Source organism: Microbulbifer sp. SAOS-129_SWC (assembly GCF_039696035.1).
Taxonomy (GTDB): domain Bacteria; phylum Pseudomonadota; class Gammaproteobacteria; order Pseudomonadales; family Cellvibrionaceae; genus Microbulbifer.
Window position 1 is genome coordinate 2108784 of record NZ_CP155567.1, and the last position, 25925, is coordinate 2134708.

25 protein-coding genes are annotated in these 25925 nt (G+C 63.5%); 20 read left to right on the forward strand and 5 right to left on the reverse strand.

All coding sequences use genetic code 11. The features are described 5' to 3' along the window. Window positions 1–200 precede the first annotated feature (200 nt). From ABDK11_RS09150 to ABDK11_RS09225, 16 genes are all read left to right on the forward strand, one after another. On the forward strand, window positions 201–950 hold the full coding sequence (locus ABDK11_RS09150) for an electron transfer flavoprotein subunit beta/FixA family protein (RefSeq protein ID WP_346839984.1): 750 nt from the start codon (window positions 201–203) through the stop codon (window positions 948–950). Then, window positions 950–1879: an FAD-binding protein gene (locus tag ABDK11_RS09155; protein ID WP_346839985.1), complete on the forward strand. Its 930-nt coding sequence runs from the start codon at window positions 950–952 to the stop codon at window positions 1877–1879. Before ABDK11_RS09150 ends, ABDK11_RS09155 begins: the two co-directional genes overlap by 1 nt. A gap of 248 nt (window positions 1880–2127) precedes the next feature. Continuing rightward, window positions 2128–2817, forward strand: coding sequence for a type II secretion system protein N (locus ABDK11_RS09160; RefSeq protein ID WP_346839986.1), 690 nt, complete (start codon window positions 2128–2130; stop codon window positions 2815–2817). Between the two features lie 119 nt (window positions 2818–2936). Then, window positions 2937–4913: a type II secretion system secretin GspD gene (gspD, locus tag ABDK11_RS09165; RefSeq protein ID WP_346839987.1), complete on the forward strand. Its 1977-nt coding sequence runs from the start codon at window positions 2937–2939 to the stop codon at window positions 4911–4913. Continuing rightward, the gene (gspE, locus tag ABDK11_RS09170) at window positions 4910–6397 is read left to right on the forward strand and encodes a type II secretion system ATPase GspE (RefSeq protein ID WP_346839988.1); all 1488 of its coding nucleotides are present in this window, start codon (window positions 4910–4912) and stop codon (window positions 6395–6397) included. The genes gspD and gspE overlap by 4 nt, the downstream gene beginning before the upstream one ends. Before the next feature lie 29 nt (window positions 6398–6426). After that, window positions 6427–7644 carry a type II secretion system inner membrane protein GspF gene (gene gspF / locus ABDK11_RS09175; protein WP_346839989.1) on the forward strand — a complete coding sequence of 406 codons (1218 nt, stop codon included), beginning with the start codon at window positions 6427–6429 and terminating at the stop codon, window positions 7642–7644. Between the two features lie 89 nt (window positions 7645–7733). Further along, window positions 7734–8162, forward strand: a complete 429-nt coding sequence (gene gspG / locus ABDK11_RS09180; protein ID WP_346839990.1) for a type II secretion system major pseudopilin GspG — start codon at window positions 7734–7736, stop codon at window positions 8160–8162. 24 nt (window positions 8163–8186) lie between these two features. Further along, window positions 8187–8804, forward strand: a complete 618-nt coding sequence (gene gspH / locus ABDK11_RS09185) for a type II secretion system minor pseudopilin GspH (RefSeq protein WP_346839991.1) — start codon at window positions 8187–8189, stop codon at window positions 8802–8804. Next, the gene (gene gspI / locus ABDK11_RS09190) at window positions 8794–9234 is read left to right on the forward strand and encodes a type II secretion system minor pseudopilin GspI (RefSeq protein WP_346839992.1); all 441 of its coding nucleotides are present in this window, start codon (window positions 8794–8796) and stop codon (window positions 9232–9234) included. Before gspH ends, gspI begins: the two co-directional genes overlap by 11 nt. Then, entirely contained in the window at window positions 9231–10055 is an 825-nt protein-coding gene (gspJ, locus tag ABDK11_RS09195) for a type II secretion system minor pseudopilin GspJ (RefSeq protein WP_346839993.1), read from the forward strand. The genes gspI and gspJ overlap by 4 nt, the downstream gene beginning before the upstream one ends. Then, complete coding sequence (gene gspK, locus ABDK11_RS09200; RefSeq protein ID WP_346839994.1) at window positions 10048–11073, forward strand: type II secretion system minor pseudopilin GspK; 1026 nt, start codon at window positions 10048–10050, stop codon at window positions 11071–11073. Before gspJ ends, gspK begins: the two co-directional genes overlap by 8 nt. A gap of 2 nt (window positions 11074–11075) precedes the next feature. Next, window positions 11076–12419, forward strand: coding sequence for a type II secretion system protein GspL (gene gspL, locus ABDK11_RS09205; RefSeq protein WP_346839995.1), 1344 nt, complete (start codon window positions 11076–11078; stop codon window positions 12417–12419). Between the two features lie 72 nt (window positions 12420–12491). Beyond that, window positions 12492–12977, forward strand: a complete 486-nt coding sequence (locus tag ABDK11_RS09210; protein WP_346839996.1) for a type II secretion system protein M — start codon at window positions 12492–12494, stop codon at window positions 12975–12977. 191 nt (window positions 12978–13168) lie between these two features. Further along, window positions 13169–13441, forward strand: a complete 273-nt coding sequence (locus ABDK11_RS09215; RefSeq protein WP_346839997.1) for an acetyltransferase — start codon at window positions 13169–13171, stop codon at window positions 13439–13441. A gap of 97 nt (window positions 13442–13538) precedes the next feature. Then, window positions 13539–13742 (forward strand): DUF2788 domain-containing protein, encoded by a 204-nt coding sequence (locus tag ABDK11_RS09220; protein WP_193164173.1) that lies wholly within the window; start codon window positions 13539–13541, stop codon window positions 13740–13742. 125 nt (window positions 13743–13867) lie between these two features. Next, window positions 13868–16078 (forward strand): hybrid sensor histidine kinase/response regulator, encoded by a 2211-nt coding sequence (locus ABDK11_RS09225; protein WP_346839998.1) that lies wholly within the window; start codon window positions 13868–13870, stop codon window positions 16076–16078. A gap of 98 nt (window positions 16079–16176) precedes the next feature. Here the strand turns inward: ABDK11_RS09225 and ABDK11_RS09230 are convergent, their stop codons facing one another. After that, entirely contained in the window at window positions 16177–19323 is a 3147-nt protein-coding gene (locus tag ABDK11_RS09230) for a TonB-dependent receptor (protein ID WP_346839999.1), read from the reverse strand. 238 nt (window positions 19324–19561) lie between these two features. Between ABDK11_RS09230 and ABDK11_RS09235 the strand changes: the two genes are divergently transcribed. After that, entirely contained in the window at window positions 19562–20374 is an 813-nt protein-coding gene (locus tag ABDK11_RS09235; RefSeq protein WP_346840000.1) for a S1/P1 nuclease, read from the forward strand. Window positions 20375–20384: 10 nt separating this feature from the next. Here ABDK11_RS09235 and arsH read toward each other — a convergent pair whose 3' ends face one another. The 4 genes from arsH to ABDK11_RS09255 are packed head-to-tail and all read right to left on the reverse strand — an operon-like array spanning window position 20385 to window position 22998. Next, a complete protein-coding gene (arsH, locus tag ABDK11_RS09240) occupies window positions 20385–21119 on the reverse strand; it encodes an arsenical resistance protein ArsH (RefSeq protein WP_346840001.1) in 735 nt (244 codons plus the stop codon). Continuing rightward, entirely contained in the window at window positions 21116–22144 is a 1029-nt protein-coding gene (gene arsB / locus ABDK11_RS09245) for an ACR3 family arsenite efflux transporter (RefSeq protein ID WP_346840002.1), read from the reverse strand. The genes arsH and arsB overlap by 4 nt, the downstream gene beginning before the upstream one ends. Further along, window positions 22144–22614, reverse strand: coding sequence for an arsenate reductase ArsC (locus ABDK11_RS09250; protein WP_346840003.1), 471 nt, complete (start codon window positions 22612–22614; stop codon window positions 22144–22146). The genes arsB and ABDK11_RS09250 overlap by 1 nt, the downstream gene beginning before the upstream one ends. Window positions 22615–22653: 39 nt before the next feature. Next, window positions 22654–22998, reverse strand: a complete 345-nt coding sequence (locus tag ABDK11_RS09255) for a metalloregulator ArsR/SmtB family transcription factor (protein WP_346840004.1) — start codon at window positions 22996–22998, stop codon at window positions 22654–22656. A gap of 198 nt (window positions 22999–23196) precedes the next feature. Between ABDK11_RS09255 and modA the strand changes: the two genes are divergently transcribed. The 3 genes from modA to modC are packed head-to-tail and all read left to right on the forward strand — an operon-like array spanning window position 23197 to window position 25753. After that, complete coding sequence (modA, locus tag ABDK11_RS09260; protein WP_346840005.1) at window positions 23197–23949, forward strand: molybdate ABC transporter substrate-binding protein; 753 nt, start codon at window positions 23197–23199, stop codon at window positions 23947–23949. Further along, window positions 23949–24653 (forward strand): molybdate ABC transporter permease subunit, encoded by a 705-nt coding sequence (gene modB / locus ABDK11_RS09265; protein WP_346840006.1) that lies wholly within the window; start codon window positions 23949–23951, stop codon window positions 24651–24653. Before modA ends, modB begins: the two co-directional genes overlap by 1 nt. Then, window positions 24650–25753, forward strand: coding sequence for a molybdenum ABC transporter ATP-binding protein (modC, locus tag ABDK11_RS09270; RefSeq protein ID WP_346840007.1), 1104 nt, complete (start codon window positions 24650–24652; stop codon window positions 25751–25753). The genes modB and modC overlap by 4 nt, the downstream gene beginning before the upstream one ends. The last annotated feature ends 172 nt before the right edge of the window (window positions 25754–25925 follow it).

The window sequence follows — 25925 nt, forward strand, 5'->3', positions numbered from 1 at the left end:
ACGCTGAATAGACGCTTTTTATGCTCGGGAATTGATCTGGTGAATGGCGGTGGCGCTATCTATTTGGCTATTGATTTTGGTGTATAGAAGGGCCACCATACACGCCGTTCAAACAACTGTTTGACCCGAAGACCCTATTCGTTCGCGATTGTGAACTGGCAGTCGCGATTCCCAAAAGGCTTATTGAAGACGGGATTTCCATGAAAGTTCTTGTAGCTGTGAAACGCGTTGTGGATTACAACGTCAAGGTCCGCCCGAAGGCGGATGGCTCTGACGTCGATACCGCCAACGTAAAAATGTCTATCAACCCCTTCTGCGAAATTGCAGTGGAAGAGGCGGTGCGCTTGAAGGAAAAAGGCGTTGTCAGCGAGATAGTCGCCGTTTCCATGGGACCCAAGCAGTGCCAGGAGCAGGTCCGCACCGCCCTGGCGCTGGGCGCCGACCGCGGCATCCTGGTCGAAACCGATGCCGAACTGCAGCCGCTGGCTGTGGCCAAGTGCCTGAAAGCCATCGTGGATAAAGAAGAGCCGCAGATGGTCATCCTGGGCAAGCAGTCCATCGACGGCGATAACAACCAGACCGGCCAGATGCTGGGTGCACTGACCGGTATGGGGCAGGGCACCTTCGCGTCCGAGGTGGCCGTGGATGGCGATTCCGTCAAGGTGACCCGTGAGGTCGACGGCGGCCTGCAGACGGTTGACCTGAAGCTGCCGGCCATCGTCACTACCGACCTGCGCCTGAACGAGCCGCGCTACGCGTCGCTGCCGAACATCATGAAGGCGAAGAAAAAGCCTCTCGATACCACCAGCCCTGACGAGCTGGGTGTCGACATCACTCCGCGCACCAAAACCCTGAAAGTCGAGCCGCCGGCCGAGCGCCAGGCGGGTGTCAAGGTTGCCGATGTGGCGGAACTGGTAGAGAAACTGAAAAACGAGGCGAAGGTAATCTGATGAGCATTCTGGTTATTGCGGAACACGACAACGCCGAACTGAAGGGCGCTACGCTGAATACCATCGCCGCGGCCAAGGCCATTGGTGGCGATATCCACGTTCTGGTTGCCGGCGCCGGCTGCGGCGCGGTGGGTGAAGCTGCCGCCAAGGCCGAGGGCGTCGCCAAGGTACTGGTGGCCGACAACGCCGCTTACGAGCACCAGCTGGCGGAAAACGTCGCCAAACTGGTCGCCGACCTGGGCAAGGACTACAGCCATATCCTGGCTCCGGCCACCACCACCGGCAAAAACATGCTGCCGCGCGCCGCCGCGTTGCTGGATGTGCAGCCGATCTCCGACATCATCGCCGTCGAGAGCGCCGACACTTTCAAGCGCCCGATCTACGCCGGTAACGTCATCGCCACCGTGCAGAGTTCCGACGCGATCAAGGTGATCTCCGTACGTACCACCGCGTTTGACGCCGTGGCTGCCGAAGGTGGCTCTGCCGCCGTCGAGGCCTGTGATATTGCCGATGATGCCGGCGTATCCGCGTTTGTCGGCGAAGAGCTGGCCAAGTCCGATCGTCCGGAACTGACCTCCGCCAAAGTGGTGATCTCCGGCGGCCGCGGTATGCAGAATGGCGAAAACTTCGAAATGCTGTACAAGGTGGCCGACAAGCTGGGTGCCGCGGTCGGCGCATCCCGCGCAGCGGTGGATGCCGGTTTCGTACCCAACGACATGCAGGTAGGGCAGACCGGCAAGATCGTTGCCCCGGACCTGTACATCGCCGTGGGTATTTCCGGCGCCATCCAGCACCTGGCGGGCATGAAAGACTCCAAGGTGATCGTGGCGATCAACAAAGACGAAGAGGCGCCGATCTTCTCTGTGGCCGATTACGGCCTGGTGGCGGATCTCTTTGACGCGATCCCCGAGCTGGAAACAAAATTGTAATTTCCAGTTAATATACTGGCCGGCATCTGAGGTGCTGGGTTACATTGGAACAAAGGGCGGCATTGGCCGCCCTTTGTTTTCCTGGCAGATTCTCGGCACATTCCCGGCGGGTTCGGGATATAGGTTAAAATTTGTGCAGATTGTTGTGCTTGCCATGGAACATTGCCTTTCGGGGGATGACGAAAGAGAATAGGCGGCAATAATCAATAAAGACTGCCACTCGATGATGTTGGCTCACAGGGTTGTTCATGTCCGCAGTATCGCGTATTACAACCTCGCTCGGGGAAAGGTTTGCCCAGGGTGAGACGCGCAAAGCGATGTCCCGCAGCACCGCTGCTTCTATTGCTGTTGTCAGTGGATGGTTGCTGGTCAACCTGCTGGCTTACGGCGGTGCGCTATGGCCGCAGAGCGGCAGCGAATCCCTGCTGGTGGAACGCAACGCCAGCACCGGTGCCAATGTTGCACGGGTGCAATCCCTCCCCAATACCCCTTTCTTCGGCCGCGCGCCGGTCAAGTCGGACAATGACGTGCCCGAATTGGATGTCGCCAATATCCCTATTACCCAGCTGAACCTGGTGTTGTCCGGAGTGCTCGACAACAGCAGCAAGAGCAAGGCCAGCGCGTTGGTGGCGGAAAAAGGCAAGCCTGCGGAGCGGGTGTACGTCGGAGACAAGCTGCCCGGGGGGGCAGAGCTGTACCGGGTTGCGGTGGATCACATCGTGCTGCGTCGCAACGGCAAGATGGAAAAGCTGACCTACCCGGACGCGGACGGTCGCCCGTCGGTGCCGCTGCGCAAATACAGCAATTACACGCGCCAGGCAGCGCAGGCGGCCCAGGCCGTCAACGCGTCGGGCCGGGGGGATAATCGCCAGTCGATTCGCGAACGGCTGGAACAGTTGCGGAACCTGGCGCGGCAGCGCCGCACTCAGCGTCAATAGCGCATCGCTTGAATTAATTCCAAGACCATTTTTCAGACCCGCATTAAATAAAAAGAGCCAGATACAGAATGAAGAGGATGTTTTATCGAGGGCTGTTGGTCCTCGGACTGGGATTGTTGTTGTCGACTTCTGGACTGGCCCAAGCCCCCGAGAAGGTCACTTTGTCGCTGGATAACGCCGATATCCGCGACCTGATCAACTGGGCGGCGGACTTCACCGGCAAGAATATCGTCGTGCACCCCAACGTGAAGGGCAAGGTGACCGTCATCGCCGGTGACCCCATGACCCACGACGAGGCGTTTAACGTCTTTATGTCGGTGCTGCAGGTCAACGGCTACAGCCTAGTGGAGCAGGGCGATACCTGGAAGGTGGTGCCGGATGCACTGGCCAAGCAGCAGGCGATCCCGGTGGTCGACGGTGACACCGAAGGCAAGGTGCCGCCAGAATCACTGGTGGTGCGCACGGTGCGGGTCGAGAATATCTCCGCCGCGCAGCTGATCGCCATGCTGCGCCCGCTGATTCCACAGACCGGCCACCTGGCCGCCTACGCCGACACCAATACCCTGATCATTGCCGATCGCGCCGCTAACATCGACCAGATAGTGCGGTTGGTGCACAAGCTCGACCGCGCCGGTGCCATCGATATCGAACTGGTGCCGCTGCAGTTTGCGTCGGCCAAGGACATCAAGAAAGTACTGAACGAGCTGCTGCAGTCCGGTGGCAAAAAGGCCGGCAACGACGTGCAGCCACTGCGCATCGCCGTGGACGAGCGCTCCAACAGTGTGCTGCTCACCGGTGATCCGGTCACCCGCCAGCAGCTGAAAAATGTCATTCACCGCCTCGACCAGCCGCTGACCGGCGATGGCAACACCGCGGTGGTCTATGTGCAGTACGCCAACGCCGCCGACCTGAAGCCGATTCTCGAAGGCATGAGCGGCAGTATCCAGAAGACCGAAAAGGACCAGCAGGCCGCCGATGTGGAGGTCAGCATCCAGGTCAATGAATCGCTGAACTCGCTGGTGCTCACGGCGCCGCCGGCACTGCTGGAAACCATGAAGGGCGTCATCGCCAAGCTGGACGTGCGCCGTGCCCAGGTATTGATCGAGGCGCTGATCGTCGAGGTCAGCGAAGGTACCGGCAACCAGCTGGGCATCCAGTGGATCACCGGCGCCAACAACGATACGGTTGCCGGCTTCAATAACGACGCCGCGGATACCCAGCTGACCGATGCCGATGGCAACGTCATCTCCGACCGCAATCCATTCTCGCTGTCGCCCTCCAACCTGCTCGGCACCGGCCTGCACCTGGGCTACCTGAGCGGCACCGATATCCGCCTGGCGATCAAGGCGCTGGCCACCGAGAACAATTCCAATATCCTCTCCACGCCGCAGGTAATCGCGCTGGACAATGAAGAGGCGGAAATCCTGGTCGGCCAGAACGTACCCTTCGTCACCGGCCAGCAGCTGCTGTCCGGCAGCAACAACGATCCGTTCACCACCATTCAGCGCGAGGACGTGGGTACCACCCTGAAGGTGACGCCGCGGGTCAACAACAACAATTCCGTCACCCTGGATATCGAGCAGAAGGTCGAGAATGTGTTGCCCGTCAGTGGCGAGACAGTGCAGGCCTCCGACCTGATCACCAGCAAGCGCGAGATCCGCACCAAGGTGCTGATCGACGACGGCGCCATCCTGGTGCTGGGCGGCCTGATCGAGGACAAGGTGACCGAGACCAAGTCCAAGGTGCCGCTGTTGGGTGATATCCCCGGCATTGGGCGCCTGTTCCGCTCCAGTGACAAAGGCGTGACCAAAACCAATTTGATGGTATTCCTGCGCCCCAAAATCCTTAACACCCAGATCGCCGGCTACGAGGAAACCCGCAAGCGTTACCTCGATATGCAGCAGAAGCAGTTGCAGCTGCGCGGCAATACCAGCCTGATCTGGGACTGGCACCGCGGCGGTACGCTGCCGGATATGCTGCCGCCCACAGGCAATTACGGCGACTCCGACGACGCCGGTAACGTCAAGGGCGCCGACCAGGGCACCGACGGCGCGCCGATGAAACTGCTGGACTCAGAGGTGATTGATTCCAAATGATGGCCGATGCCGTAAACCCGCCCCAGGTTCGGCGGCTGCCCTACGCCTTCGCCAAGCGCCACCGGGTGCTGCTGGTGGAGGTCGACGAGCGGCCCCACTGCCAGTATGTGGCACCGCTGAATCCGTCCGTACTCGCAGAGGTGCAGCGTCTGTGCGGCGTGGCCGTGCATATCGAGGCGGTTGAAGAGGGCGCCTTTCAGGCGGCCCTGCAGCGTCAGTACGAGAACCGCCAGGGCGGTAACCTGTCTGAGGTAGAAGGGCTCGGCGACGAGCTGGACCTGGCGGCGGTGGTGGATGCGCTGCCGGAAACCGAAGACCTGCTCGAGCAGGAAGACGACGCGCCGATCGTCAAGTTGATCAACGCCATCTTTGCCGAGTCCCTGAAGCAGGGCGCTTCGGATATTCACATTGAAACCTTCGAGAAGCGCCTGGTCGTGCGCTTCCGCGTGGACGGCGTCCTGCGCGAAGTGCTCGAACCGCGCCGCGCACTGGCCCCGCTGCTGGTGTCGCGTATCAAGGTGATGGCCAAGCTGGATATCGCCGAGAAACGCGTGCCCCAGGATGGCCGCATCTCACTGCTGATGGCCGGGCGTGAAGTGGACGTGCGCGTCTCCACCATGCCGTCTTCCGCCGGCGAGCGTGTGGTTATGCGCCTGCTGGACAAGCAGGCGGGCAAGATGGACCTGACCAGGCTGGGCATGGCCGGCAGTGATCTGGCGGTGATGACCGAGCTGCTGGGCCGCCCCCACGGCATTCTGCTGGTCACCGGTCCCACCGGCTCGGGCAAGACCACCACGCTGTATGCCGGCCTCGGTTCCATCAACAACCGCGAAAAGAACATCCTTACCGTTGAAGATCCGGTGGAATACAACCTGGAAGGCGTCGGCCAGACCCAGGTCAACACCAAGGCCGACATGACATTCGCCCGTGGCCTGCGCGCAATCCTGCGCCAGGATCCGGATGTGGTGATGGTCGGTGAGATTCGCGACCTGGAGACGATGCAGATCGCCATCCAGGCCAGCTTGACCGGCCACCTGGTGCTGTCCACGCTGCACACCAATACCGCCCTGGGCGCGGTGACGCGACTGGTGGATATGGGCATCGAGCCCTTCCTGCTGTCGTCGAGCCTGATCGGCGTACTGGCCCAGCGGCTGGTGCGGGTGCTGTGCCCCGAGTGCAAGGTGCCGCAGCGCGCCGACGCCAGCGAGTGCCGGATTCTGGGCGCCGAGGGCGAGGTCACTATCTACCGCCCGGAGGGCTGTGAACACTGCAGCCACAGCGGTTACGTGGGGCGGGTCGGCATCTACGAGCTGGTGCCGGTCAACGAGACCATGCGCCAGCTGATTCACGATCGCGCGTCCGAGAGCCGGCTGGTCGCCGAGGCGCGCAAGGTGGCGCCGAGCATTCGCACCGACGGTGTCGCCAAGGTGCTGGCCGGGGTCACGTCACTGGAAGAAGTGCTGCGTGTCACGCAGGAGTCCTGAGCCAATGCGGAACATCGAATGGGTAGTGTATGGCCGCGTTTGAATATACCGCGCTGACCGAATCGGGCCGCAAGAATCGCGGCACCCTCGAGGCGGACAGCGCCCGCGCCGCGCGCCAGCAGCTGCGCGCCAAGGGGCTGGTGCCACTGGAAGTGGGGCCGGCCACTGACAGTGGTGGTGAGGCCGGCGCGCGCATGTTTTCCGGCAGTCCCGGTCTCGGCGTCAAACAGCTGGCGCTGCTGACCCGCCAGATTGCCACGCTGCTGCGCGCGGGCATTCCGCTGGAAGAGGCCCTTGGCGCCATCGCCAACCAGAGCCGCAACCAGAAGATCCGCCGCATCGTGCTGGCGGTGCGCGGCAAGGTGCTGGAGGGCCACAGCTTTGCCCAGGCCCTGAGCAGTTTTCCGCGCGCTTTCCCCAAACTCTACCGCGCCACGGTTGAGGCTGGCGAACACTCCGGCCACCTCGATGCGGTGCTCGATCGCCTTGGCGACTACACCGAGAACCAGCAGCAGTTTCGCCAGAAGGTCCAGCTCGCGCTGATCTACCCGATGGTGCTGGTCGTGGTCTGCATCATGGTGGTCACCGGTCTGATGGTCTATGTGGTGCCGGACGTCATCGATGTGTTTACCGGCACCGGCCAGGAACTGCCGCTGGCCACCCGTATGCTGGTGGCACTGAGCGATTTCATCTCCGCCTGGGGTTGGCTGGTGCCGCCGGCGCTGATCGCCGCGGCGGTGGTGGTGGTGGTGCTGCTGCGGCGCCCGGCGATCCGCTTCCGTTTCCACCACCGCCTGCTGGAGATGCCGGTGATTGGCTGGCTGGTGCGGGGTGCACAGAGCAGCCGCTATGTGGGTACACTGGCGATCCTGACCGGCAGCAGTGTGCCGCTGGTGCAGGCGATGGGCATCGCCGGCGGGGTCATGAACAACGAGTTCCTCAAGGAGCGACTGCAGCGGGCGCAGAAGTCCGTGCGCGAGGGCGGCAGCCTGCGCAAGGCACTGGAAGACGTGGAATACTTCCCGCCGATGATGATTTACATGATCGCCAGCGGCGAGTCTTCCGGTACCCTGGACGAGATGCTGCACCGCGCGGCCGAGTCCCAGGAGCGCGACCTGCAGGGCGCAGTGACCGCCTTTGTGAGTCTGTTCGAGCCGGTGATGCTGCTGCTGATGGCCGCCATCGTGTTGTTTATCGTGGTGGCGATCATGATGCCGATTATGAGTATGAATCAGTTAGTCACGTAGACGGCGCCCGGCGCAACGGCGCGGCGCGCCAACTCCGGAAATTGAGTCGTTACAGGAATTTAAGCGAGAGTTTGAGACAGGTGAAAACAATGAAAAACTTGCGCAAGAGCGGCGGCTTTACGCTGATCGAAGTCATGGTGGTGATCGTTATCCTCGGCGTTCTCGCGGCGCTGGTGGTGCCCAATGTCATGGGCAAGGCCGGTGAGGCGCGCATGAAGGCGGCGCGGGTCGATCTGAAGGGTATCGAGACGGCCCTGAACCTCTACCACATGGACAATTTCGTCTATCCCAGCTCCGACCAGGGGCTGCAGGCACTGGTGTCCAAGCCTTCCGGCTTCCCCGAGGCCAAGAACTGGACCCAGCCCTACCTGAAAAAGGCCCCCAAGGATCCGTGGGGCAATGAGTACCAGTACCTCAGCCCCGGCAGTAACGGTCCCTACGACCTGTTCAGCCTGGGCGCCGACGGCAAGCCCGGCGGTGAGGGCGAGGCCGCCGACGTCTCCGTCGCGGACTTGTAAGCGGCTGGCGCCGCACACTGAGTCATGTATCGCGCAGCGCGCCGCAGTCGCGGCTTCACCCTGATCGAACTGATGGTGGTGATTGTGATCATCGGCGTGCTCGCGAGTATGGCGGCGCTGTCGCTGGGCAATTCCAGCAGCCGCGCCTGGCGCGGTGAAGTTCAGCGCCTTGCCAACCTGCTACAGCTGGTGGCGGACCGGGCGCTGATCGACAAAGCCCACTACGGCGTGCTGATTGAGAAAGACCGCTACAGTGTCGTGCGTTTCGACCCTGCCACGATGCACTGGCAAGATCCGGACCAGAAGGATCCGGAGCAGCAGGGCTCTGATCGGCAGGGCTCGGAGCGGCGGGGTGCCAGCGGCGGTGCTATGCAGCGTTTTGCCAGCCACCAGCTGCCGGGCGACACCCGTATCGAGGTGACCGACGCCGCCAAGCTCCCGGTGGCAACGCCGGCAGAGTTCGGCGCCAAAGAAGAGAAGAAGTCCAAGCAGCCGCAGTTCGTGGCCCTGTCCAGTGGCGAGATACTGCCGGTGGAGCTGGAGGTCTACCAGCTGCGCGATGGCGACGAGGTGCTCGGCGCCACCATTTCCTATACCAGTCTGAACGGCTTGCAACTCAAGTGGCAGTCCGATGACCGCTAGGGCCGGCCTGCAGCAGAATTCTGCCCGCGGCGAGTGCCGCCAGCGCGGTTTTACCCTGATCGAAGTCTTGGTGGCGATGGCCGTGTTCGGCGTTATCGCGGTCAGTGTGTTCTCGGTGATGCAGGGCAGCGTGCGCCAGCAGGAGATTATGGAGCAGCGCCTGGCCGCCAACCTGGTGGCGCAACAGGCGCTGGCCGAAATTCGCCTGAACAAGCCCTGGCCGCCGATTGGCGAGAAGACCGAGCGTGTGCCGCAGGGCGGCCGCGAGTGGCAGGTGACCGCGCGGGTGGAAGAGACCTCGGAAAAGCGCATACGCCACATCACCGTTGAAGTCGCCGAGCCCGATGCGCCCAATCCGACCCTGACCCTCGATGCCTGGGCGGCGCGCCAGCAGCAACAGGGAGCGCAGCAACAGGGGGCGCTGCAGTGAGCGGCGGAAAATTGAACACCGTGCGCGGTTTCACCCTGATTGAGACTCTGGTGGTGGTGGTGCTGGTGTCAATCGTGGTGCTCGGTTCCTACGCCTTGCTGACGCTGTTCAACAACACCGACCAAGTCCTCGAGCGCCGCGCCGAGTTGCTGCGCCGTTACTCCATGGCCATGTACCGTATCGACGACGACCTGCGCCAGCTTACCGCGCGACCGGTAAAAAATGCCTACAACGGCTACGAGCCGGCCCTGCGCGGCGATACCGATGAGATCGAATTTACCCGCGTCGGCGCCGCCAACCTCACCGGGGAGCCCCGCGGCGAGCTACAGCGCGCCGGCTACAGTCTCGGCTTCCCCGAAGATGATGACAGCAACCGCAGTGCCGCGGCGGATGAAAACGGTGGCGCACTGTTACTGCGTAGCCGCTGGCGGGTACTCGATCGGGCACCGGATTCCGAGCCGGTGGTGGAACCGCTGCTGGCCGGTGTGGAGTCGCTGAATTTCCGTTATTTCGATCCGCGCACCAATGCCTGGCTGGCCCAGTGGCCTCCGCTCAACGAGCGCAGCACCGCCGGCCAGGTGGACAACCGCCTGCCGAGCGCGATCGAGCTGGTACTGGTCAGCCGCGATGGCGGCGAGCTGCGCCGGGTGTTCAACCTGCTGCAGTGGGGCAGTGCCACAAACACCGGCGGTGGCAATGGCGGCAATAATTCCGATAGCCGCAATGATGCCGGCCGCGGCAAGGATTCCGGTAGCAACGGCGATTCCGGCAGCCGCGACAGCGACACCAACCGCGGCGGGGGAGGGCGCAGCCGTGAATAATCCCGGCCTCCGCCAGCAGCGCGGCATTGCCCTGATTACGGTCCTGTTGGTGATGGTGATCGCCATTGTGGTCGCCACCCACGCGATTACCCGCAACCGGATCGCCGTGTCCCGCACCGGCGCGCTGCTGGCCAATACCCAGCTGGCGGAATTTGTCGGTGCGGCGGAGGCCTGGGCGCGAGTGGCGCTGGAAAAAGATTACGAGAACGATCGCGAGCAGAAGCCGGCGGCGGATTCGGCCGCCGAAGCCTGGGCCGTGCCGGCGCTCTCGTTCAATCCTGACAATGGCAAAATTCGCATTAATATCAAAGACTTAAATTCTTGCTTTAATGTGAACAACCTGGTCGAGGACAGCAGCGAGGAGCGCCAGGTGTTTGAGCGCCTGGTGCGCGATGTGACCGGCCGCGCGGAGCTGGCCAAAGCCATGCTGGATTGGCTGGACCGCGGCGACACACCGCTCGCCCCGGGTACCGAGGACGATGGCTATCTGGGCCTGGAGATTGCGCACCGCACGCCGGACACGCTGATTACCGATGTCTCCGAGCTGTCAGCAGTGCAGGGCATGAAGACAGAAGACTGGCAGGCCCTGCAGCCGTTTCTGTGTGCGCTGCCGGAGACCGGCACCTCGATCAACGTGAATTTTGCCCCGCCGGAACTGCTCAGGGCCTATGCGCCCGAGGGCAATGCGGCCGAGCTGCTGCGCTTTCGCGAGGCCGATGGCGTGCTCAGCGAACAGGCGCAATTGGCCGCCTACGGCTTCGAAAACAGTGCCGGGCTGAGTTTCAATAGCGACTACTTCCTGGCGCGCATTGCCGTGCAGTTGGGAGAGGGCGCCGAATACCGCCAGTACTGGGAGAGCGAGATACAGCTCAACGAGACTACCGGCGAGGCGCGCGTGATACAGCGCCAGCGGCGGCCGTTTTCCAGCGCGATCATGCGCGACCTGCTGTCCGGCAAAGCCGGCAGCGACACCGGCAAGGTCGGTGAAGACAAACAAAATACCAATAAATCCAGATAGTTATGACCATTAGTCCCAGCTCTGACACCAACGTCAACCGCGCCGCCGGGCAACTGCTTCTGCTGCGTCTCAGCGAGCCCGCGGATCCGCAGCAGCCGCTGCACCTCACCTGCTGGACCGAAACGGGCTGGCACCCGGTGGCGCTGGACGAGGAGTTTGTCCGCGCCTTCAATCCCCACTGTGAGCCGGCGCTGCCGGAGGATGCCCAGCCACTGACATTTCCCGAGGGTGCCCGTGCGCTGCTGTTGCTACCCGGCAGCTGGGTATGGAGCGGCGTCGAATCGGTACCCAAGGCCGCCCGGCGCCAGCCGCGCGCGGTCGGTTACCTGGTGGAGGAGCGTCTCGCCGAGGACGTCGAGGACCTGCATTTCGTCTGCCGGCCACGCACCGGTGACCTGTGCAGCGTGTATGCGGTGGCGCGTAACAAGATGGAAGCGCTCAGCGCGCAGCTGCAGCGGTTGCACTGGCCCGTGGTTGCGGCGGTGGCCGAGTACCAGTTGCTCGAACTGCTCGAGCGGGATCTCACCCTGTGGCTCGATGGTGATCAGGCCCATCTCTGGCAGGGTGAAGGCCATGGCCTGACCCTGCGCCGCCAGTACCTGCAGCCGCTGCTGGCACCGCTGGCCGGCGTCGGCGAAGGGGCCGGCGAGGAGGAGGGCGAGGAGGCCGGCGAAGGCGACGCGGACGAGGCGCCGCAGCTGACGCTGCTCGGCGCCGGCGAGAGCGATGGGCTTGTCCTGGCAGAGCTCGAATCGCTGTTTGCCGGGCGCCTGCAGCAGGAAGCCGGTGGCGCCGAGGCGCTGCTGCTGGCGCGCTACAAACCGGGGCGCCTGGCCAACCTGTTGGTGGATGAGTACCAGCTCGACGACGGTAGCGTGGAAGCGGACTGGTGGCGACGGCCGCTCAAGTTCGCCGCCGGCTGTTTTGCCGCGCAGCTACTGCTGTTTATCGCCGCCGGCGGCTACTACCAGTGGCGCGCCAATGCCGCTGAAGCCGAGGCGCGTGCGCTGTTTACCGAGCTGCTGCCCAATGTCACTCCGCACCAGGGCCTGCGCCGCCAGGTTCAGGGTTACCTGACTCAGGCGGGCGGCGCCAGCAGCAGTTTTGGCAGCCAGCTGCAGCTGCTCGGCAGTGTCTGGGACCAGAAAAACGGCGCCAAGCTGAAGCTGCAATCCCTGCGCTTTGATGGCAATCGCGGCGAAATGGTGTTGCAGCTGCAGGCGCCGAGCATGACCGAGCTTGATGCGGTGGTCAGCCAGCTGTCCGGGGGTGGCCAGTACCGCGCCGAATTGCTGGCCGCGAGCGACCTGGATGACGGGGTTTCCGGGCGCATCCGCCTGCGCTGAGCGGCGGGCGCTATTGAATTTTTACTCGCCTGGGGCGGGAAAGACCTAAAAACCTGAGCAGTGTTTCGAACAATGAAAGAACAGATCGAACAGTGGCAACAAAAATGGCAGGCGCTGCCGCCCGGAGATCAGCGCGCGCTGGGAATACTGAGCCTGTTTCTCGGCGGGCTGTTTGTCGTCTACGGGCTGTTTATGCCGGCCAAGCATTTCTTCGACGACGCCCGTCAGAGCGCAGAGGAGTCGCGCCAGCTGGTGGCGTGGATCGAGTCCCAGCGGCCGCTGCTGGAGCGTCTCGATCTCGGCGGCGACAACAGCCGTGCGTCCGGTACCCTGCTGCAGCGGGTGACCGCGGCGGCCGATCAACACCGTATCGCCATCAAGCGCTTCGAGCCCGAAGGCGACGGCCGCATTCGCCTGTGGATCGAGCGCGCCCGCTACGAAGACCTGCAGCCCTGGCTCAATACCCTGCTGCAGCAGCAGCTCAGTATCCGCACCATCAATATCGATGCGCTGGAGGATAAAGGCATGATCTCGGCGCGCATGACCCTCGAGGGCTGAGTTCAATTCGGTACATTAGTGTGTGAAAATCTTCGCGATTTCGATTTTCTGGGTGTGTTTCGCATTAAAAGACCGAGAACTATTCGTTTTAATTGAGAGGGTGCTGTTCAGCTTTGGTGTGACGGGCACCAACCGATCTGCCGTTCAGGCCCTATACTTTGCTCAATGATGACGAAATAGGTGCCAGTCCGATGCTGTTTAAAGACACTGCGACCAATCACCTGGTGGATGTGGCGGATATCGTCACACTCGCCAACCCCTACGAGCTGACCGTGGTGGGGCGCTTTCTGTGGGGCGAGGAAATGCAGGATCCGGAGGTGTTCGACAAGACCGATCTGAGCTTCCTGTCCGGCGAACCGCTGCCGCGCTGCTGGCACGACAGTCGCTACCGCGAGCGCGAAGTGCGCCGTCTGCGCTGTGGCACCCGGGCAGCCGAGGACAGTGATTACTATCAGGGCGCCTGAGGCCTGAGCGACAGCAGCCCGCGGATTGGGTGCTGTTACTTATCAGGCGCCACCAGGCACTGTACAATGCGCGCCACTTTTTTAGCGGATGGTCCCGATGTCATTTGATCAGTTTGAAGAGTATTCGCTCTGGCTGGGCGTTGGCGGGCTTATCCTGTTCATGGTGTTTATCGTCTGGAGCCTGGCGAAGGAGTCGAAGGCCGGCCGGTTTGGTACCTTTATTCTGTTTTTGGCGCTGGGCCTCGGTTTGCTCGGCTTTCTAATAAAAACTGTACTGGTAGAAGTCCTGGGTATTGGCTGACTGGCTCCGGTCTTCCGGTCGCGAACAGCGGGTAACCGCTGAATAGAGATATCGCGAACCGGCAGCCGGGCACCAGAAGCCCGCGGCGACGGCCGCATCCCGGGTTGCCAGAGAAGATCTTCGCAATGCCGATATTTGACCACCCCGAACTCAAAGTGCAGAAAGACCGGCGCGTGTGCCGGGCTACCGACACGCGCATTGCCAAGTACAGCCGCCGGGGCATGCTGGTGTCGCTCGGCGCCTTTCTGCTGTCCGCGGCGATGGGCGACCTGCGCGTGGCCGCGCCGCGCCTGTTGCTGGTGCTCGGCATCGGCCTGGTGCTGGTGACGCTGCTGCGCAGCTACTACGTATTTCGTTTCAGCGCCCTCTATGCCACCGGGCCGAACCGCTGGCGCCGCCGCTATTTCCTTGTCTCGACCCTCGGTGCCCTCTGGTGGGGGCTGATCCTGCTGAGCCATGTGTGGCTGGTGGGCTTTGCGCCGGAAACCCACTTCCTGTGGCTCTATACGGTCATCTTCTGCTCGAGCATCACGTCCGTGTTCGCGCCTTACTACCGCTTCCTGACCTGGTTTATCGCCGCGTCGCTGGTGCCGGCGGCGCTGAAGGCATTCCTGTCCGGCGACTCGCTGGGGGCGATCTATGGCGCGCTGACATTCGCCTTCGTGTGGCTGACGGCCCACCAGGCGCGACGTGAGTCGGAGAACTACTGGGACCGCCTGGCCGCGATGCAGGAGTTGCAGCAGCGCGCCAGCAATCTCGCCGCGGCGCGCAAGCACTCCGAGGCGGCAGTGGAGCTGACCAACGAGTTTATCGCCAATATCGGCCAGGAGTTCCGCAGCCAGCTGTCGGATTCCCTCGGCGCGCTGGCGCTGCTGGAGGCGGAGCCGCTCAATGATCGCCAGCGCGATTGGGTGCTGCTGGCCAAGGCCGCCGGCAGCCAGCAGCTGAAGCTGGTGGACAACGTGGGCCTGTTTACCCGCGTGGCGCGCAAGGACATCCGCCTGCGCCAGGGTCCCTTCAACCTGATCAAGACCATCGAGAAGTCGTTCAAGTTCGCGGCGCGCACGGCGCATCGCCAGCGGCTGGAATTCAACTTCCAGATCGACGACAACCTGCCGGTCATGGTCACCGGTGACAACCGCAAGACGTCGCAGCTGATCCGCAACCTGGTGGATTCCGCCACCGCGATCGCCCAGACCGGTGAAGTCTGGGGGCAGGTGAGCTTCACGCCGATCACCAACGGCGAAGGCCAGCTGACCATCAGCCTCAACGACGATGGGCGCGGCGAGATACTCCCGGATGAAAGCGAGCTGTTCGGCGCCTTCTCGCGCCTGGATACCACCCAGGTCACGACGGGTCTGGGTCTGTCGATCGCCAAGGGACTGGCGGAGGCGATGGGCGGTTACCTGCAGCTCAACTCCTCCGCGGAGGGCAACCGTTACCATGCGGTGGTGAAGTTCACCATGGAGCCGAATCAGCGCGTGTACCTCACGCCGGACCGGCGCCTGCAGGATGTCGAGGTGTTGGTGTTGCACCAGAAGGGCCTGTTCGTCGCCGGGCTGGTGCAGGTACTGCGCTCCTTCGGGATGGAAGTCACCTGCATGAAGTGGCGCCCGGAGACCCGCGAAGCGGCCTGCACAGCGCTGGGTACGGCGCTGGAACGCGGGCAGCTGGTGATGTTGGCGCCGGCCATGGGCGATACCTCGCTGTTCGAGGGTGTGGGCGAGGTGGCGCAGGGCACGGATGCGGATGTGAGCCGCTGCCCGCTGGTCTGCCTCGGCGGTTACGGCCACAAGTCCAGCTTCACGCCGCTGCTGCAGAATTTCCCCGAGGCCCAGTACCTGGTGCGCCCGGTGACCCGCAAGGAGCTGCACGACAAGCTGATCGCGCGGCTGTTCGGCGGGCCCAAGAAAGGCAGCCGACGCATTGTTGCCGGCAACGGCGAGCAGCCGCGGCCGCGCTCACTGCTGCTGATCGAGGAGTCGCGCCAGCACCAGGGGGTGACCGAGGAAATGCTGCAGGCGCTGGGCTACCGGGTGGAAGTGGCTGCCTCGGTGGACGAGGCGCTAGCGCACCTGCCGCGCAGCCATTACGACCTGCTGCTGGTGGACTGCCAGCAGAATACCGAGCACAGTGCGCGGATCATCGAGCAACTGCGCCACTGGGAAGCCGACAATACACCGGACGACCGGCTGCCGATTGTGGCCCTGACCAGCACCACCGAGGAGCAGTTCGAGGGGCGCTGCCTCGCCGCGGGCATGGATGATTTCCTGACCAAGCCACTGAGCAAGGACGCGCTGCAAGAAACGCTCGAGCGCTGGCTCGGGGATATCTGATCGCCGATATCAATGCGCCGCGACAGCACAGCGCTGCCGCGGCGCGGGTTTGCGGCCGCTGGCCGCAAACCCGCACCTTCCAAACAGGCCCTTGCCCGCTAGAACTGGTAGCGAAGCCCGAGGCGCGCTTCCCAGAACGACGGGCGCGATACCCGCGACTGGCCCGACGGGTCGAGGAACTCCTCGAACACATAGCGGCCCTGATCGTCCATGCCGGCACTGACGGCCGCCTGGTAGCGCGGGAAGCCGGTTTCGTAGAGCACACCCCAGTCGTCGTTCAGCAGGTTGCCGACATTCTTCACCACGAAGTAGGCGCTGGCGCGGTCGTCGCGGCGGAAGCCGGGCAGTTCCTGATCGATGCGGAAATCGAATTTGGTCCACCAGTCGCTGTTGAGTGAGTTGCGCTTGACGATTCCACCGCGATCCAGATCCTCGGCATTGGCCCAGGCGAAGAAGGCATCGGTGTCGAAGCCGTCGGCAAACACCACGTTGGGATCGTCGGCGCCGGTGGGGACGTACAGCAGGTAGCGGGAAACCCAGCCGGCAGAATCGCCGTACATAAACCCGTTGTCGAAGGTGTAGCTGTAGGGGCGGCCTTCGTTGGCGGAGCCGAACAGGGTAAAGCGGGTTTCGTAGCCGGCAATGAACTCCTTGCCGTACTGCAGCTTCAAGGTGAAGCGGTGCGGTATCACGTAGTTGGAGGTGGCGCTGCCCGGATCCTCGGCATCGGCCGTGGCCAGGTTGGTGTAATTCGAATAGGCCACCGAGCTGGTCATCGGGTTGACGTCTTCGGCGTCGGTATAGGCGTAGCCGAGTGCGGCATCGAGGCCGAAGTCGAACGACTTGCTGAGCCCCAGCGACACCACCGTGGCGCTGCCGGAATCACCGCGCACATTGGTCAGCATAAAGTCCTGGCTGCGGCCGTTGACGCTGCCGTAGATCGGCCGGCCGTCGATGGCGGTGTCCACCTGCACGCGCGAGATATCGCGCACGATCGCCGCGTCGCGCTTCTTGCTGTAGAGCAGGTCGGCGGACGCCAGGTAGCCGCTGTCAAACTGGTAGCTGCCGCCGAGGGCGAATTTCCACACCGACGGTATCTCGAAGTCCGGATCCAGCAGGTTGACGCCGCCGGCACCGCTCTCGGCATTGGCCACAGCGTCGTACATCGGCTGCGGAATGTCGTAGATCGGCCGCCCGGACCCGGTCCAGTCCATGTTGAACAGCGAATCACCGCTGGTGTCCTGTACTTCGAGCTGGGTGACCCCGTTATTGGAGTAGCTGTTGGAGATCCATACATTGGGGTTGCCGCCGGAATAGAGTCCGGCGCCGCCGTGCACTTCCAGGTTGTCGTCGACATTCCAGTTGAAACCTAGGCGCGGCTGCAGCAGGTTCTGGCCGTCCATGTTCTGCTGGTTGGAGAAGCCGTAGAGGGATTCGATTTCCGGGTTCAGGGTCGGCTGGTCGCCACTGGTGTACCAGTCGTAGCGCAGCCCGCCCACGAGGGTCAGGTCGAGGTCGGCGAAGGTGTACTCGTCCTGCAGGTAGGCGGTGTTGGTGTCGTAGCTGAATTTCGCGGCCGCGTCGCGCGGGTTGTTGCTGCCGGCGGCGCTCTCGTAGATGATTTTCGCGGCGCTGCCATTGGCGAAATCCTCGACGCTGTCGAAGTGGTATTCGCCCTCGGCTTCCTGTACGAACATATTGAACACGTCAAAAGTGTCGCGCTCAAAGCCCGCCGTCAGCTGGTGCTCTCCCAGTTGCAGGTGGCCGGCCAGTTTCAGGTTGTAGGTTTCGTAGTAGAGCTTGTTGGCGTGGCGGGAGTCGTCCGCACCCAGGTATACCGTGGCGCGTGAGGCGTTGCCGTCGCCGTCGTGGTCGTAGGCGGTGTTGATCTGCACTTCGCCGAAGTCGGTGCCGCCCAGGGACAGCTGGCGGTTGTCGAGTTCCGAATAGCCGAACTTCAATTCGGTGGAGAAGGTGTCACTCCAGTCGGAGAACAGCTGGCCCACATAGGAGGTCAGTTCGGCACCGCGCTCGTAGTAGTGGTTGGACAGTTCCAGCTCGTCCGGATCGCCGTCTGACTGGGCGATATGATAGCCGTCGTTGTAGTTGTAGGTCAGCGCGGCGCGCTGGCCCGCGGCGATATTCCAGTCGAGTTTTACCAGTAGTTTCTCGTCGTCCACCGGCAGGCTGGTGGGCAGGCCGCCCGGATCGTAGTCGTACTGGTCGCGGGCGATGCGCACGATGTCATTCAGCTGTTGCTGCGATACACCCTGGACTTCGGCGATGGCACCGGAGCCGGCGGGGCCGCGGTCGAAGGTATCTACGCCCTCGAGCTTTTCATAGGCGGCGAAGAAAAACAGTTTGTCCTTGATGAGCGGCCCACCGAGGGTGGTGCTGTAGCGCTTTTCGTCGTAGCTGGCAATATCGAAGCGGTCGCCTTCGAGCGAGTCGCCGGCCATGCCGTCGTCGGTGTAGTCGTAAAAAACGGAGCCGTGCCATTCGTTGCTGCCGGACTTGGTCACGGCGTTGATATTACAGGCGCTGAATCCGCCGTACTGCACATCGAATGGCGCCAGCTCCGCCGACACTTGCTGCACCGCGTCGTAAGAAAACGGCATGCGCTCAGTGGGGTAGCCATTGCTGTTGAGGCCGAAGTTGTCATTCATGCGCACGCCGTCGACGGTCAGGCTGTTAAAGCGTGGGTTGGCGCCGGCGCATTGAATGGAATCGGCGTAGGCCGAGTCGATATAGATGCGCGGGTCTTCGCGCAGCAGTCCCTTGATATCGCGGCTGGTGGACGGTGCGCCCTGCAGGTCCTCCAGGTTGAAAGTGGCCGAAGGGCCCATGGCAGTGGCGCGCTCCACCTGCCTGGCCACCACGGAGACCTCTTCCATGTCGCCGGCCCCCAGATTGACCGGCAGGTTGAGCGGGTCGCCGAGCGTCAGGTAAACATTGTCGATCACGCGCTCGTCGCCGGCGGACTTGACGGTGACTACGTAGGGGCCGCCGACGCGCAGGCCTTTCAGGTTGAAGCGTCCGGAAGCGTTGCTGTCGCTCTCGCTGCGACTGTTGGACGGGCTGTGGACGACCGTAATATGGGCGTGATCCACCGGGCTGCCACTGGCATCCGTCACGATACCGCGCAACGTGGCGGAAGTTTCCTGCGCAATTGCCAAGGGCGTCGTGCCCATCGCCGTGATCACCGCGGCGGACAATAGGGCGCGCGGGAATAAGCAGCGTTTCATGTGATTCTCCTGGTCTTTGAAAATGGCCAACTGAGTGTCCTGTTTATTGTGCGATTGTTATGGCGCACCGGGCCCGGGTAGGGCGCGCGCCGGCAACCGTTTTAGCAGGGGTAATTGACCGGGGTGTGAACGGCAGATGGCAGTTTTGTCTCTAAAATTTGAACGCGAGGGATCAGCAAGCTTTCTGTCACAAAGGCCGGGTATGCTGGGGAGCAATAGAAACAGGGAGAAAGTGGGTATGCTTGGAAAGGTTATGCGCGGCCGCCAGCTTTGGCTGGTGCTGCTGTTACTGGCGGCACAGAACGTTTTTGCCTGGGGGGCCGACGGGCACCGGGTGGTGGGGGAGATTGCCTGGCGCTATCTGCATGAAGACACGCGCAACACCGTAACGGAACTCCTGCACAGTGCCGGCGAACCGAGTCTCGCCGAGGCGGCCACCTGGGCGGATCGCATCCGCAGCAACCCGGACTACGACTGGGCAGCGCCGCTGCACTATGTCAGCCTGCCGCAACAATGGCACGGTTACCGCGCCGCCCGCGACTGCCCACCGGCGGGCTGCATCCTCGAGGCGATCGACCATTTCAGCGCGGTGCTCGCCAAGCCCTCCGCCACCGAGAGTGCCCGCGCCGAGGCGCTGCTGTTTCTCACCCATTTTGTCGGCGACCTGCACCAGCCACTGCATACCGGCCGCGCCACCGATCGCGGTGGTAACGATATTGCGGTGAGTTTCTTTGGCTTTGCCACCAACCTGCACGCAGTGTGGGATACCGCTATACCGGCGGGATTTATTCTTGATTGGCGCGAGTACGCGGCGGCGCAGCTTGCCGAGATTACGCCGCAGCAGCGCGCAGACTGGCTGGCGTCAACACCGGCGGACTGGGCCGCGGAGTCGCACGCGCTCGCCTATCGCAATGCCTATACCGGAAAGACGGTGCTGGGCGAAGATTACTACCGGCGCAACCGGCCGGTGGTGGAGCAGCGCCTGCGCCAGGCGGGGGTGCGCCTGGCGGGGCTGATCGAGCGCTCGCTCAGCGGCGAGGCGCGGAATTGAGCGCAGGCTGCTACTTGGTGTCTTTGGTGGGATTCTGCAGCGCGCGCTGGTCGATGCGCTGGCGGAATTCCGCCTCGCTTTCCTTGCGTTCCGAGTAGCGATCGGTCAGGTAGTCGCTCTTGCCTTTCAGCAGCAGCGTGAACTTCATCAGCTCCTCCATGACATCGACGATGCGGTCGTAGAAGGAAGACGGTTTCATCCGGTCGTCGTCACCGAATTCGAGCCAGGCCTTGGGCACCGAAGACTGGTTCGGGATCGTCACCATGCGCATCCAGCGCCCCAGAATCCGCATCTGGTTGACCGCATTGAATGACTGCGAGCCGCCGCAGACCTGCATCACCGCCAGCGTTTTGCCCTGGGTGGGGCGCACACCACCCAGTGACAGCGGAATCCAGTCGATCTGAGCCTTCATCACGCCGGTCATGGCGCCGTGGCGTTCCGGCGAGCACCACACCATGCCGTCGCACCACTGTGCCAGGTCACGCAGTTCCTGCACCTTGGGGTGATCCGCGTCGGCGTCGTCGGGCAGCGGCAGTCCCGACGGATTGAAGGTTTTGGTCTCCGCACCAAAGGTTTCCAGCAGCCGCCGTGCCTCCTCGGTCGCCAGACGGCTGAAGGAGCGCGCGCGCAGCGAGCCGTACAGCAGCAGTATGCGGGGTTTGCCGTCGGCAATCGGGGCCTGCAGCTGTTCCTTGTCGATCGGATGCAGGCAGTGTTCGTCGATATTGGGCAGGTCGCGGTTCATACGGACGCCTCCGGAAACCAGTGGCGGGTGCGGTTGGCGAAGGCGACCAGGGTCAGCATCACCGGCACCTCCACCAGTACGCCCACCACCGTGGCCAGCGCGGCGCCGGAGTTGAGGCCAAACAGGGAAATGGCCACGGCCACCGCCAGTTCAAAAAAGTTCGAGGTGCCGATCATGCATGCCGGCGCAGCGATATTGTGTGGCAGTTTCAACGCGCGAGCGCCGGCATAGGCGAGGGCGAAAATGCCATAGGTCTGGATCAGCAGCGGTATCGCGATCAGGGCGATGGACAGCGGCTGCGCCATGATGGTCTGCGCCTGGAAGCCGAACAGCAGGATCACCGTGGCGAGCAGGCCGGCGATAGACACCGGCTTCACATTGCGGATAAAGCGCTCGAGCCGCGCGTGGTCGCTGCCGTTGTCGAGCAAATGGCGGGTCAGCAATCCGGCCAGCAGTGGCACCAGCACATACAGCATTACCGACAGCAACAGTGTATCCCAGGGCACCGCCACGTCACTGACGCCGAGCAGGAACGCGGCGATCGGGGCGAAGGCGAACACCATAATGATATCGTTGGCCGATACCTGCACCAGGGTATAGTTGGCGTCGCCACGGGTCAGCTGGCTCCACACAAACACCATTGCCGTGCACGGCGCCACACCGAGCAGGATCATGCCGGCGATATATTCGGACGCGTTCTGTGGGTCCACCAGGCCGGCAAAGAGCACGCGGAAAAACAGCCAGCCGAGCGCGGCCATGGTGAACGGCTTGATCAGCCAGTTGATCACCAGCGTCAGGGCGAGGCCTTTGGGTCGCTTGCCGATATCGCGGATCGAGCTGAAGTCCACCTGGACCATCATCGGGTAGATCATCACCCAGATGAACAGTGCCACCGGCAGATTGACATGCGCGATCTCCAGCGCGGCGATGGCCTGGAATGCGCCCGGTGCCTGGCTGCCGAGCAGCAGGCCGGCGGCAATGCACAGTGCCACCCAGACCGACAGGTAGCGTTCAAAAAATCCCATCACTGAACCTCCCCGGCAATCTTGTCCAGCGCCTGTTGCAGTTCGGCGCCGCGCAGCTGGTCGACATTGGCGGCCAGCAGCGCGCGCGTGCGCGCGGCGATGGTGTCCATCACCGCAGCAAACGCGGCCTCGGCTTCGGCGCCCTCGAGCTTCGACGGATCCGGCAGGCCCCAGTGCACCCGCACGCTCTGGCCCAGCCACAGCGGGCAGGTTTCGCCGGCGGCGCTGTCGCACACCGTAATGACCGCATCGGGGTTAACCTCCTGCAGGGTATCCCAGGACTTGCTGGCCAGGCCGTCGGTGGGAATAGCGCGGGCCTGCAAGTGCTGCAGCGTCTGCGGGTGCACGGCACCGGCGGGCTGGCTGCCGGCACTGAACGCGCGGATGCGCGTGCCGGCGAGGTGGTTGGTGATCGCCTCGCTCAAAATACTGCGGCAGCGATTGTGGGTGCAGATAAACAGCAGTTTCATCGACGGTATCCGGTCCGGTTAAAACGATAGGGAAAATTTTCAGCAGCGGTCGCCGCAACGCTCGGGTCTTTCCGCCATGCGTTGCAGGCGGCAGCGGTTCTCTTCGACAAAGGCCGGGCTGGCGGCGAGGGTCTGCTCCAGCACGGTCCGCGTCCAGGCCGGCAGGGCCGGGTCCAGCTGGTAGAAGACCCACTGGCCCTGGCGGCGGTCGCACAGCAGCCCACACTGGCGCAGCTGCGCCAGGTGCCGGGAGATTTTGGGCTGGCTTTCATCCAGTGCCTCCATCAATTCACACACACACAGTTCGCCTTCGGCGGCAATCAGCAGCAGGCTGCGCAGGCGGGTCTCGTCAGCGAGGCATTTGTAAAATTGCACCGGATTCATGGCGGCGTTCTGTCAGTGGAAGCGATGGCGGTAGGATATATGATTTCTCATATATATGGAAATTCGAATGTGGGGTGTGGGCTTTCGCTGTATAGTAAGCTATACAGCGAATTGCCGGCCCGGTGAGCGCCTGTGGCGAGGCGGCCGGCGCCACGGTGACCGTGCCAGAGGAAGAGAGCAAAAGGAATAGGGGCTGGGATGATAAGACGCTGGAGTTTGTTGCTGGTGCTGTTTGCCGTTGCGCTGCAGGCGCGGGCCGGCGAGGTCACCGTGGCGGTCGCTTCCAATTTCACGGCGCCGATGAAAGAAATCGCCGCCGCCTTCGAGCGTGAGTCCGGCCACCGGGTGAAACTGGTGTTCGGCTCGTCGGGCAAGTTCTACGCGCAGATCCGCAATGGTGCGCCTTTCCAGGTATTTTTCTCGGCCGACCGCGCCAAGCCGCGGACGCTGGACGCGGATGGCCTGGCGGTGCCCGGCAGCCGCTTCACCTACGCCGTGGGCAGTCTTGCGCTGTGGTCGCCTCAAGCCGGCCGCGTGCGCGATGGCGCTGCGCTGCTGCAAAGTGGCGACTTCGGCAAACTGGCCCTGGCCAATCCCCGGCTCGCTCCATACGGCACCGCGGCGCTGGAGGTATTGCGCAGCCTGCACCTGCAGGCCGCCACGCGCTCGCACTGGGTGCAGGGGGAGAATATTGCCCAGACCTTCCAGTTTGTTGCCAGCGGCAACGCGGATCTCGGTTTCGTGGCGCTGTCGCAGATCCAGCACGGGGGACGCATCGAACGGGGGTCCGCGTGGATAGTGCCGGCCTCCCTGTACCAGCCCATCCGCCAGGACGCGGTGCTGTTGCCCGCCGGGGCGGACAGCGCCGCCGCGCGGTCACTGCTGCGCTTTGTGCGCGGCAAGCATGCGGCGGCGATTATTGAATCCTACGGCTACCGGGCGGGCCGGTAATGGGCTTTTCCGCCGACGACTGGACCGCGATCGCCCTGACTGTGCGTCTGGCGCTGACCGTGACGATTCTGCTGTTGCTGATCGGTACGCCGATCGCCTGGTGGCTGGCGCGCAGCCACTCGCGCTGGAAGGGTGTGGTGGGGGCCGCGGTGGCGCTGCCACTTGTGCTGCCACCGTCGGTACTGGGTTTCTACCTGTTACTGGCCATGGGGCCGCACGGCCCCATCGGGCAGCTGACCCAGACCTTGGGGCTCGGTACGCTGCCATTTACTTTCTGGGGGCTGGTGGTCGCGTCGCTGTTCTACTCGCTGCCGTTCGTGGTGCAGCCGATCCAGAACGCGATGGAGGCCCTCGGCGAACGCCCGCTGGAAGTGGCGGCGACGCTGCGCGCCGGCCCCTGGGATCGCTTCTTTACCGTAGTGCTGCCGCTGGCGCGGCCGAGCTTTGTCACCGCGGCCATTCTCGGTTTTGCCCATACGGTGGGCGAGTTCGGGGTGATTCTGATGATCGGCGGCAATATTCCCGGCGAGACGCGCGTGGTGTCGGTACAGATCTACGATTATGTGGAGGCGCTGGAATACGGCCGCGCGCACTGGCTGGCCGGGGCGATGGTGCTGTTCGCATTTGCGGTGCTGCTGGGGCTGCACCTGTTCCGGCAGCGGCAGTCCCGCGCCGGCTGGAATGGCGGGGGGCTGACACCATGAGCGAGACCGCGATTCAGCTGCGCTTCCGCCTCGCCTATCCGGGCGAGGGTTTCTCCCTCGAACTCGACGCACCGCTGCCGGGGCGCGGCATTACCGCGATTTTCGGCCAGTCGGGTTCCGGCAAGACCAGCCTGCTGCGCTGCGTCGCGGGGCTGCAGCGCGCCGAGGGACTGCTGCGGGTGCGCGGCGAGACCTGGCAGGACGAACGCACCTTCTTACCTCCGCACCGGCGGCCGCTGGGGTACGTGTTCCAGGAGGCGAGTCTGTTGCCGCACCTGTCGGCCCGCGGCAATCTCGACTATGCGCTCAAGCGCGCCGATCGCGGCGCCGCTGCGACTCTCGCCCATGGCGCCGCTGCGACTTTCTCCCACATAGTGGAGCTGATGGGCATCGGCGATCTGCTGGCGCGCTACCCGCACCAGCTGTCCGGCGGCGAGCGCCAGCGCGTGGCCATTGCGCGGGCGCTGCTGATCGGCCCGCAACTGCTGCTGATGGATGAGCCGCTGGCGTCACTGGACAGCGCGCGCAAGCGCGAGATATTGCCGTACCTGGAGCGCCTGCGCAGTGAATTCGATCTGCCGATTCTGTATGTCAGCCACGCGCTGGATGAGGTGGCGCGGCTGGCGGACCACCTGCTGGTGATGGAGGCGGGCAGGGCGGTGGCGCAGGGCAGTGTGGCGTCGGTGCTGTCGCGTATCGATCTGCCACTGCCGCTGGGTGAGGACGCGGGCGTGGTGCTGGACGGGCAGGTGCTGGAGCGGGACAGCCATTGGCACCTGGCGCGCATCGGTTTCGATGGCGGTGAACTGTGGCTGCGCGATGGCGGCCAGCCGGTGGGCGAGCCGCTGAGGGTGCGGGTACTGGCGCGGGACCTGAGCCTGGCGCTCACGCCCCACGGCGATACCAGTATCCTGAATCGGCTGCCGGTGGAGGTGGCGGAGATCGCGGCGGATGCCGACAGCGCGATGGTGCTGGTGCGCCTGCGTGCCGGCGCCAGTAGTCTGGTGGCGCGCTTGACGCGCCGCTCCGCGGAACATCTGGAGCTGGTGCCCGGCCAGAAACTGTGGGCGCAGATCAAGTCCGCGGCGATCGTGCAGTAGGGGGCGCCGTGCGCACTGTCGATCGGTTTGTGGTGAACCCCGCATCGCAGATAGTTTGGTGGCGGCGCCGCTGCCGGGAGTCACTTGTTCAACAGCCTCATCGGCAAATGTTTCTCAAGTGACTCCCGGCAGCGGCACCTTCGCATCGAGTTACGAGATTTTTACCGACCTT

Bases quoted from the DNA above. Each gene is read 5' to 3' on its own strand.
- ABDK11_RS09150 (WP_346839984.1), top strand. From the start codon at position 201: ATGAAAGTTCTTGTAGCTGTGAAACGCGTTGTGGATTACAACGTCAAG.
- ABDK11_RS09155 (WP_346839985.1), top strand. From the start codon at position 950: ATGAGCATTCTGGTTATTGCGGAACACGACAACGCCGAACTGAAGGGC.
- ABDK11_RS09160 (WP_346839986.1), top strand. From the start codon at position 2,128: ATGTCCGCAGTATCGCGTATTACAACCTCGCTCGGGGAAAGGTTTGCC.
- gspE (WP_346839988.1), top strand. From the start codon at position 4,910: ATGATGGCCGATGCCGTAAACCCGCCCCAGGTTCGGCGGCTGCCCTAC.
- gspF (WP_346839989.1), top strand. From the start codon at position 6,427: ATGGCCGCGTTTGAATATACCGCGCTGACCGAATCGGGCCGCAAGAAT.
- gspG (WP_346839990.1), top strand. From the start codon at position 7,734: ATGAAAAACTTGCGCAAGAGCGGCGGCTTTACGCTGATCGAAGTCATG.
- gspH (WP_346839991.1), top strand. From the start codon at position 8,187: ATGTATCGCGCAGCGCGCCGCAGTCGCGGCTTCACCCTGATCGAACTG.
- gspI (WP_346839992.1), top strand. From the start codon at position 8,794: ATGACCGCTAGGGCCGGCCTGCAGCAGAATTCTGCCCGCGGCGAGTGC.
- gspL (WP_346839995.1), top strand. From the start codon at position 11,076: ATGACCATTAGTCCCAGCTCTGACACCAACGTCAACCGCGCCGCCGGG.
- ABDK11_RS09210 (WP_346839996.1), top strand. From the start codon at position 12,492: ATGAAAGAACAGATCGAACAGTGGCAACAAAAATGGCAGGCGCTGCCG.
- ABDK11_RS09215 (WP_346839997.1), top strand. From the start codon at position 13,169: ATGCTGTTTAAAGACACTGCGACCAATCACCTGGTGGATGTGGCGGAT.
- ABDK11_RS09220 (WP_193164173.1), top strand. From the start codon at position 13,539: ATGTCATTTGATCAGTTTGAAGAGTATTCGCTCTGGCTGGGCGTTGGC.
- ABDK11_RS09225 (WP_346839998.1), top strand. From the start codon at position 13,868: ATGCCGATATTTGACCACCCCGAACTCAAAGTGCAGAAAGACCGGCGC.
- ABDK11_RS09230 (WP_346839999.1), bottom strand. From the start codon at position 19,323: ATGAAACGCTGCTTATTCCCGCGCGCCCTATTGTCCGCCGCGGTGATC.
- ABDK11_RS09235 (WP_346840000.1), top strand. From the start codon at position 19,562: ATGCTTGGAAAGGTTATGCGCGGCCGCCAGCTTTGGCTGGTGCTGCTG.
- arsH (WP_346840001.1), bottom strand. From the start codon at position 21,119: ATGAACCGCGACCTGCCCAATATCGACGAACACTGCCTGCATCCGATC.
- arsB (WP_346840002.1), bottom strand. From the start codon at position 22,144: ATGGGATTTTTTGAACGCTACCTGTCGGTCTGGGTGGCACTGTGCATT.
- ABDK11_RS09250 (WP_346840003.1), bottom strand. From the start codon at position 22,614: ATGAAACTGCTGTTTATCTGCACCCACAATCGCTGCCGCAGTATTTTG.
- ABDK11_RS09255 (WP_346840004.1), bottom strand. From the start codon at position 22,998: ATGAATCCGGTGCAATTTTACAAATGCCTCGCTGACGAGACCCGCCTG.
- modA (WP_346840005.1), top strand. From the start codon at position 23,197: ATGATAAGACGCTGGAGTTTGTTGCTGGTGCTGTTTGCCGTTGCGCTG.
- modB (WP_346840006.1), top strand. From the start codon at position 23,949: ATGGGCTTTTCCGCCGACGACTGGACCGCGATCGCCCTGACTGTGCGT.
- modC (WP_346840007.1), top strand. From the start codon at position 24,650: ATGAGCGAGACCGCGATTCAGCTGCGCTTCCGCCTCGCCTATCCGGGC.